Source organism: Teichococcus deserti (assembly GCF_001982615.1).
Taxonomy (GTDB): domain Bacteria; phylum Pseudomonadota; class Alphaproteobacteria; order Acetobacterales; family Acetobacteraceae; genus Pseudoroseomonas; species Pseudoroseomonas deserti.
On sequence record NZ_MLCO01000553.1, the window covers coordinates 1 to 1267 of the forward strand.

The window sequence follows — 1267 nt, forward strand, 5'->3', positions numbered from 1 at the left end:
GATGACGGCTGGGCCAGTCGGCGCCGCTGGCCCAGCCGTCATCCACCACCAGCAGCAGCGGCCCGTCGCTGGAGCTCGCCGCCCCCGGCCCCCAGACCGGCCGCGCCAGGCCGATGACGATCAGCGCCGCGGCGGCCAGGCGCAGCAGCAGCAGCCACCAGGGCGTGCGGGCCGGGGTTTCCTCCGGCGCCGGCATGTCGCGCAGCAGGCGCAGCGGCGGGAAGGCCTGGCGGCGCGGCGCCGGCGGGGTGACGCGCAGCAGCCACCAGATCAGCGGCAGGGCCGGCAGCGCCAGCAGCAGCCATGGCACGACGAAGCCGATCGGACCCAGGCTGGTCATGCGCGGCCATTCCTTTGCATCTCAAGCGGGCGCCAGGGCCTGCCACAGCGCCAGCAGCGCCACCTCGGGCGGGGTGTCGGTGCGGTGGGTGGCAAACGACCAGCCGGCCGCGGCGGCGATGGCGGCCAGCCCCGCCCGGTGCGCCGCCAGCCGCTCGGCATACAGAGCACGAACGCCCTCAACGCGCGGTAACAGCAGCGCGGGTTCGCCGGCGCCGATCCCCTCGAAGCGGACGCGGCCCGCATAGGGCAGCGTCTCCTCCGCCGGGTCCAGCACCTGCAGCAGATGGCCGCGCAGGCCGCGACCGGCCAGGGCCGCCACCGCCCCGCGGGTCTCCTCCAGCGGGGCCAGGAAATCGCCGATCAGCACGGCGCGGGCATGGCGGGGCAGCGAATCATCGGCCGGGCCAGGCTGGTGCCGGCCCAGCATGTCGGCCAGCGCCGGCAGGGCGCCGCGGCCGGCGAAGGCTCGGCGGGCGCCGAGCAGCCGCACCCGCTCGCCGCCGCGCAGCAGCAGGCTGGCCAAGGCGAGCAGCAGCAGCTCGGCCCGTTCGCCCTTCTCCGGGCGATCGGCGCCGCCGCGCCAGGCCATGCCGGGGCCGGCATCGCGCCAGAGGGCGACGCTCTGCGCCGCCTCCCATTCGGTCTCGCGGACATAGAGCCGGTCCGACTTGGCGCTCTGCCGCCAGTCGATGCGGCCGACCGCGTCGCCCGGCAGATAGGGGCGGAACTGCCAGAAGGCGTCGCCCTGGCCGGCGCGGCGGCGGCCATGGACGCCCTGCATGACGGTGGCGGCGACGCGCTCGGCGGCGACCACCAGCGGCGGCAGCCGGCTGCCCAGCGCCGTCGCGCGCAGCGCGGCGGTGGCGGGCGGGGTGGCCGCGTGGGTGGTGGCGGGGGAAGCCGAGCCCCCCGGCCTAGCCAAGGC

The 1267-nt window shown here is 77.4% G+C and carries 2 protein-coding genes; both read right to left on the minus strand.

All coding sequences use genetic code 11. The features are described from left to right. A partial coding sequence (locus BKE38_RS30000) for a BatA domain-containing protein (protein ID WP_207553744.1) occupies positions 1 to 340 on the minus strand: 340 nt, incomplete at its 3' end. A 21-nt stretch (positions 341 to 361) separates the two neighbouring features. After that, a partial coding sequence (locus BKE38_RS30005; protein ID WP_420014348.1) for a DUF58 domain-containing protein occupies positions 362 to 1267 on the minus strand: 906 nt, incomplete at its 5' end.